The sequence below is a fragment of the Vibrio sp. T3Y01 genome (assembly GCF_013114525.1).
Taxonomy (GTDB): domain Bacteria; phylum Pseudomonadota; class Gammaproteobacteria; order Enterobacterales; family Vibrionaceae; genus Vibrio; species Vibrio chagasii_B.
In genome coordinates, this window is the sequence record NZ_VTXJ01000042.1 from 1 (window position 1) to 6,315 (window position 6,315).

6 protein-coding genes and 4 tRNA genes are annotated in these 6,315 nt (G+C 43.8%); 3 read left to right on the forward strand and 7 right to left on the reverse strand.

The window, feature by feature from the left end; all coding sequences use genetic code 11:
- From F0232_RS24585 to F0232_RS24605, 5 genes are all read right to left on the reverse strand, one after another.
- Nucleotides 1–159, reverse strand: a 159-nt coding sequence (locus F0232_RS24585) for a GTP-binding protein (protein WP_253643689.1), incomplete at its 3' end; no start/stop codon positions are given.
- A 41-nt stretch (nucleotides 160–200) separates the two neighbouring features.
- Nucleotides 201–276: transfer RNA gene (locus F0232_RS24590), tRNA-Thr, on the reverse strand.
- 13 nt (nucleotides 277–289) lie between these two features.
- Nucleotides 290–364, reverse strand: a tRNA-Gly gene (locus F0232_RS24595).
- Between the two features lie 39 nt (nucleotides 365–403).
- A tRNA-Tyr gene (locus tag F0232_RS24600) sits at nucleotides 404–488 on the reverse strand.
- Between the two features lie 44 nt (nucleotides 489–532).
- Nucleotides 533–608, reverse strand: a tRNA-Thr gene (locus F0232_RS24605).
- Between the two features lie 210 nt (nucleotides 609–818).
- Here F0232_RS24605 and coaA point away from each other — a divergent pair.
- Nucleotides 819–1,742 (forward strand): type I pantothenate kinase, encoded by a 924-nt coding sequence (gene coaA, locus F0232_RS24610; protein WP_105057681.1) that lies wholly within the window; start codon nucleotides 819–821, stop codon nucleotides 1,740–1,742.
- A gap of 6 nt (nucleotides 1,743–1,748) precedes the next feature.
- On the opposite strand, the gene birA is transcribed toward coaA, so the two are convergent.
- Nucleotides 1,749–2,714 (reverse strand): bifunctional biotin--[acetyl-CoA-carboxylase] ligase/biotin operon repressor BirA, encoded by a 966-nt coding sequence (gene birA / locus F0232_RS24615; RefSeq protein WP_105057682.1) that lies wholly within the window; start codon nucleotides 2,712–2,714, stop codon nucleotides 1,749–1,751.
- Nucleotides 2,711–3,757 carry a UDP-N-acetylmuramate dehydrogenase gene (murB, locus tag F0232_RS24620; RefSeq protein ID WP_105057683.1) on the reverse strand — a complete coding sequence of 349 codons (1,047 nt, stop codon included), beginning with the start codon at nucleotides 3,755–3,757 and terminating at the stop codon, nucleotides 2,711–2,713. The genes birA and murB overlap by 4 nt, the downstream gene beginning before the upstream one ends.
- Before the next feature lie 66 nt (nucleotides 3,758–3,823).
- Here murB and F0232_RS24625 point away from each other — a divergent pair, with 66 nt between their 5' ends.
- Nucleotides 3,824–4,255: a GNAT family N-acetyltransferase gene (locus F0232_RS24625; RefSeq protein WP_105057684.1), complete on the forward strand. Its 432-nt coding sequence runs from the start codon at nucleotides 3,824–3,826 to the stop codon at nucleotides 4,253–4,255.
- Between the two features lie 91 nt (nucleotides 4,256–4,346).
- Nucleotides 4,347–5,687, forward strand: coding sequence for a CDP-diacylglycerol--serine O-phosphatidyltransferase (pssA, locus tag F0232_RS24630; RefSeq protein WP_061034338.1), 1,341 nt, complete (start codon nucleotides 4,347–4,349; stop codon nucleotides 5,685–5,687).
- The last annotated feature ends 628 nt before the right edge of the window (nucleotides 5,688–6,315 follow it).

The following is a 6,315-nucleotide window of genomic DNA, read 5'->3' on the forward strand; positions in this document are numbered from 1 at the left end:
TGTAGTACAGATAGCAGCAGTTAGAGTTGTTTTACCGTGGTCAACGTGGCCGATAGTACCAACGTTTACGTGCGGTTTCGTACGTTCAAATTTTTCTTTAGACATGGGGTGTCCCTCTAGGTACGGATTAGGTGGCTTAAAATAAGACCACGCAACCAAAAAAAATGGTTTTCTTTATTAAAGGAGAAGAAGCTTTAGACTGGTGCTAATACCCAGAGTCGAACTGGGGACCTCACCCTTACCAAGGGTGCGCTCTACCGACTGAGCTATATCAGCACACAAAATGAGTTGGAGCGTGCAGCGGGAATCGAACCCGCATCATCAGCTTGGAAGGCTGAGGTAATAGCCATTATACGATGCACGCAACACGTAACTCTGTTTGAGCTATTTAACCTTTAGAATATGGTGGAGAGGGACGGATTCGAACCATCGAAGGCAGTGCCAACAGATTTACAGTCTGCTCCCTTTGGCCACTCGGGAACCTCTCCAAATTTTTGAGCTTTCTCTCGCAGCCTTAACGGAAGGGAGAAAGTGGTGCCGACTACCGGAATCGAACTGGTGACCTACTGATTACAAGTCAGTTGCTCTACCTACTGAGCTAAGTCGGCACAAGTGGGGCGCATTTTATTGAATGATTTTCCACCTTGCAATAGCAAATTGAAAAAAAGTGCAAAATTCTCTGCTCAAACTTCGACATACGACTATTTAGCTCAAGGTTTCCGTCTTTAACCCGCATCTTGTACAGGAAGATATTTTATTTATCTAGCGCTTGATGTATTTTCCATGCACTTGTTTTGTTATCCACTATAGAGTTTTGTATGAGCCCATTCATGTCATTTGACCGTACACACTGGTCTGAACTAAGGAATTTAGTTCCGATGACACTTTCTGAGAGCGACTTAAAAGAGCTTCAAGGCATCAATGAAAAGCTCACCATGGAAGAAGCTGTGGAGATCTACCTGCCGCTTTCTCGTCTATTGAACCTCTATGTGGCAGCCAGACAAAACCGCAATTCAGTTCTTCATCAGTTCCTCGATAAAAAAGAGAAAGCACCACCATTTATTATTGGTATTGCCGGCAGTGTTGCGGTAGGTAAAAGTACAACCGCCCGTCTACTTAAGGCCCTGCTCTCTCGTTGGGAAAACCACCCAAAAGTTGAGCTCGTCACCACTGACGGTTTCTTATATCCAAATGAAGTATTGGAAGAGAAAGGCTTGATGAGTAAGAAAGGCTTCCCTGAGTCTTACGATATTAAGCGTCTAGTTAATTTTGTCTCAGACGTCAAGGCGTGCAAAAGAAACGTCACCGCGCCAGTTTACTCGCATCTAACTTACAACATTACTGATGATGTTAAGTGTGTTGACCTACCTGACGTGTTGATCATTGAAGGCCTAAACGTATTACAGAGTGGAATGAACTACCCACACGAGCCACACCGTGTGTTCATTTCTGACTTCCTGGACTTTTCACTCTATGTGGATGCAGACAGCCAGCAAATCAAAGAGTGGTATATCAACCGCTTTATGAAGTTTAGAGAAGGGGCATTTACCAAGCCGGGCTCTTACTTTAGTCATTACACTAAATTATCGAACCAAGCGGCATTGGATAAAGCAGAAGGGATCTGGAGTTCAATCAATGGGTTGAACCTAGAGAAGAACATCCTTCCAACCAGAGAGCGGGCGCACCTAATTCTAAGAAAAGGTGCAGATCACATGGTTGAAGAAGTACTACTAAGAAAATAGGAAGGTCTAGCTACCTTTCCTTAGTGAGATTTCACCGCCGATATAACTTTCGATACCATTCTCGGTTTTGAGTAACACCGCACCCTGCTCATCAATACCTTGTACGACACCTTCAATTTCTCTAGGTCCAATAATCAGCTTCACATTGCGACCTAAGAAGTTATCCAAGCGGTTCCAACGTTCTACAAAGTTCGACATCCCTTTCATTTCGTAATCAACCAGCGCCTTATCCCATGCGTTTATTAGGGTCTGTGCTAAATGGTTACGATCTGGGACTTGACCATCACACACCTCTTTAAGCGAGGTCCACGGCTGACCAATACCTGAGGTAGCAGGATCCATAGAGAGATTAAGCCCTAAACCAATCACAATATGAGCAGCACCGCCAGATTGCCCCGACAGCTCAACTAAGATTCCCGCAAGTTTCTTATCGTTATGGTAAAGGTCATTTGGCCATTTGAGTTTCACGCCTTCAACACCCATTTCTTCCAGAGCCTCAACAACCGCAACCCCGACAACAAGACTTAGGCCCATCGCAGCTGCCATCCCAGCGTCGAGTCTCCAGTACATCGAAAGGTATAAATTGGCTCCAAATGGTGATACCCACTCCCTGCCACGACGACCGCGACCAGAGGCTTGGTATTCAGCAACACAAACCGAGCCAGATTCTAGCTCATTGGTGCGATCTAACAGGTGTTGGTTGGTCGACCCTATAATAGGGATCAGTTCAAGAGACGCGTTACTATTAGTAGCAGATAGTCGCTCATGGTCCAGCATGTCCAATCGGTCCGCTAGCTTGTAGCCTTTACCCTGTACACGGTAGATATCCAAACCCCACTCTTGAATACCCTTGATGTGCTTGCTTATAGCAGCTCGAGATACCCCAATCACCTCACCGAGGTCTTCGCCAGAATGAAACTCACCATCAGCAAGGCATTTTAACAGTGCCAGCTTAGTGCTGTGCTCTCTCATACTAACGCCTCCAAAGCCTTGTCGAGATTTGTCTCACCATCTCTTCCCATAAAGCGAACCTCATGTTCCAGGCGAATATCGAACTTATCTAGCACAGCCTGACGAACTCGTTCTGCTAACCTAAGCACATCAACGGCCGTCGCCTCATCATAGTTGATGATCACAAGTGCTTGATTTGGATGAACCTGAGCGCCACCTTGATTCACACCTTTAAACTGACATTGATCGATCAGCCAACCAGCAGCGAGTTTGATCATATTCTCACTCGCATAGCCCACAATCGTTGGATACTCAGACTGCAAGCGATCAAAATGATCTTTACTGATCACCGGGTTTTTAAAGAAGCTGCCAGCATTACCCTGAACAGAAGGGTCTGGCAATTTGCTCGATCGGATAGCACATACTTCATTAAATATCGTTTGAGGTGAAAGTGTCTCTTCAGACAGACTTTTCAAGGGGCCATAGTGATTACATGGCTGCCATGCTTTCGCTAAAGTTAAGCCAATCGCGACCACAATAGCTTTGCCGTAAAGGGCGTGTTTAAAAATCGAATCTCGGTAACCAAAGAGACATTCCTCTTTGCTTAATCGCTTAACTGTATAAGTATCCAGACAAAGAATATCGACGTATTCACATATATCCTGTAGCTCAACTCCATAAGCACCAATATTCTGGATAGGCGCTGAGCCAGAACAACCCGGAATCATGGCTAGGTTTTCTAATCCACCAAAACCTTGCTCAACGGTCCATTTAACTAGGCTTGGCCAATCCTCACCACCATTAACATGGAGTAAATGATTGTTGTCCGACTCCGTTAAGGTAATACCAGACAGCTTATTGATAATGACAAGGCCTGCAAAATGCTCAGTGAAAAGCATGTTACTGCCCTTTCCTAGCATCAGCTTAGGCGTAGATTGCCATTTAGGGTCCTGATAAAGCGAGATCAACTCTTCAATCGTGGTCACTTCAACCAAAGCATCACAGCTTTGATCAATAGAAAAGGTATGAACGTTTTTTAAACTAGCATTGAGATGGAATTGCATGGCGATATTCAATTAACTTACACTGCGTTCATTCTACAGCAGATAAACCAGTGGCGCAGTGACTGAATGAACAATGTCATCATTACTCAATTAGACCCAGTAAAGGTTCCCCTTGTTAAACGCTTCTATAAAGAGCACTACCCAACAGGGAAAGCCAATAAAAGTGAGTTAATCTATTCACTCTTACTTGATGACGAACTTTGTGGTGTCGTCCGTTTTCGTACGATAGAAGACTCGCGCTTACTGACAGGTATGGCGATCTCGAAGCAACATCGCGGTAAACAGTTAGGTTCCCAACTAATGGAGTACTGTGCAAAGCACACACTCACAGAGAATGATTACTGCTTTGCCTATACGCATCTTACAAGCTTCTACACTCGACACCAATTTGTGCAGATCGATTCTAAACAGCTACCGAACGCCTTACGGGTTTTATATGAGCGTTATTCAAATAGCGGAAAAGATCTCATTCCTATGCAATATCAGCAAAATTGTTAGAGAATGCCTCGATTATCTAGTATTTGGGGCTATGCCTTTGGTAAAATTAAAGGTTCGCAATTTTGCATATTTTTAAGGTAAAACAGTCAATATGATTGCCAGTAGGAATCCATTCATACAGTTGCCAACCATAGCGCAGAATCCTGATAAGTTTGAAGTACTACTATCAGCGCAAGAGTTTCGAATTCGTCTACTTGATGAGATAGCTCGCGCAACGACTCGTATTAGTTTAGTCGCTTTGTATCTTGAAGATGATGAGGCTGGCCGTGAGATCCTAACTGCCTTATATGAAGCAAAACAAAAGAATCCAGATCTAGATGTGAGCGTTTGTGTTGATTGGCACAGAGCTCAACGCGGATTGATTGGTGCAGAGTCTTCTGAAGGTAATGCAGCAATGTACAAAGAGTTTGCTGAAAAATATCAGCATTCAGTTCCTGTCTACGGCATTCCTGTTCGTGGTAAAGAAGTCTTTGGCGTATTGCACTTAAAGGGCTTTATCGTTGATGACAGCGTGATATACAGTGGTGCAAGCCTCAATAATATCTACCTGAACTATCACGAGCGCTACCGCTTTGACCGCTACCATGTTTTAAACAACGCGACACTGGCAGACTCAATGTTTGCCTACGTGCATGAACAAATGATCTCTGACAGCGCTGTTTACGACTTAGCTGATAAAAACAAGCCAGCTACTAAAGAGCTAAAGCCAGCGATCCGCCAGTTTCGTGCATCTCTAGCCAGATCTCAGTACCAATTTGATGGTCAGGAAGTATCACCAGAGCAAGTTGCCGTAACACCGCTAGTAGGCATCGGCAAACGACGTAATCGTCTTAACCAAGGCATCAATCAACTGGTCGCTCAGGCTAAAGACGAGATCTTCATTTGTACCCCTTACTTTAACTTTCCTCCTAGCCTAGCTAAAGAAGTGAAGAAAGCACTCAAACGTGGAGTAAAGGTCAGCATTGTGGTTGGTGATAAAACCGCGAATGATTTCTTCATCTCTCCAGAGGAAGAGTTTAAAACGATTGGTGGTCTACCATATCTTTATGAGATGAACTTACGTCGCTTTGCTAAAGCTAATGAAGCTCATATTGCAAGCCGCAATCTATCGATTCAACTTTGGCGACACGACTCTAACAGCTTCCACCTGAAAGGCATTTGGGTCGATAAGCGCTATATGCTGCTTACTGGTAATAACCTAAACCCTAGAGCTTGGAAACTAGATCTAGAGAACGGAATCTTTATTCAGGACAACTATCACCACCTAACTGATAAGTTCCAAGCTGAAGTAGATAACATTCTTCAACACACTCAGCTTATTTGTACTTATAAGCAGTTAGACAAAGTAGATAGCTACCCAGAAGAAGTTCAAAAGCTGATTCGCAAGATCACTCGAGTCAAAGCTGACAGAGTACTTAAACAAATACTCTAGTGAACATACGCAAGATATGATTTACCAACGCCTAGCAAACGCTAGGCGTTTTTGTATCCATAAGTCGCCTCTCTGTAAGCACTTGCAAACATAGTGAGTAACTAGGTCAATCAATACTCGCACATATAATTTTAGGGGGTCAGCGCCATTGAACGCCAGAGAATAGCTTAGGCCGAAAGTAGCGAGGACTTGTTATTTGAAGAGCAAAAGACCATTACCTAGAAACGACGAAGGCCTAGTAGTAAGGCTAGGCCTTCTGATAAATGACGAAAGGCGGACACACCTAGTTCGTTCTTTCTGAAACCGGTAAACCTTTTGAGAGACGCTCTCGACCAAAACGCTAACACAGGGATTCAAATGTAAAAAAGCCCAAGAAGTTGTGCGTGGGCTTAGTATGAATAGCTGAACTTGTATTCCATCTGACTAGTACACGAGCGGGACTCATTGGTAGAAGACCAAATTATCAAACCCCAGAAACGACGAAAGCCTAGTCGTAAGACTAGGCTTTCTAAAAGGTTTGATGTAGTTGAGTTGTCATTCTATCTATTCGCCAATTGATTACTGAATATACATTTTTGATAGATGTAAAAAAGCCCTGCTATTTCTAGCAGGGCTTCTCTAATAAGTG

What these genes read in the sequence shown, in the direction of transcription:
- birA (WP_105057682.1), bottom strand. Translation starts at nt 2,714, where the DNA reads ATGAGAGAGCACAGCACTAAGCTGGCACTGTTAAAATGCCTTGCTGAT.
- F0232_RS24625 (WP_105057684.1), top strand. Translation starts at nt 3,824, where the DNA reads ATGAACAATGTCATCATTACTCAATTAGACCCAGTAAAGGTTCCCCTT.
- coaA (WP_105057681.1), top strand. Translation starts at nt 819, where the DNA reads ATGAGCCCATTCATGTCATTTGACCGTACACACTGGTCTGAACTAAGG.
- pssA (WP_061034338.1), top strand. Translation starts at nt 4,347, where the DNA reads ATGATTGCCAGTAGGAATCCATTCATACAGTTGCCAACCATAGCGCAG.
- murB (WP_105057683.1), bottom strand. Translation starts at nt 3,757, where the DNA reads ATGCAATTCCATCTCAATGCTAGTTTAAAAAACGTTCATACCTTTTCT.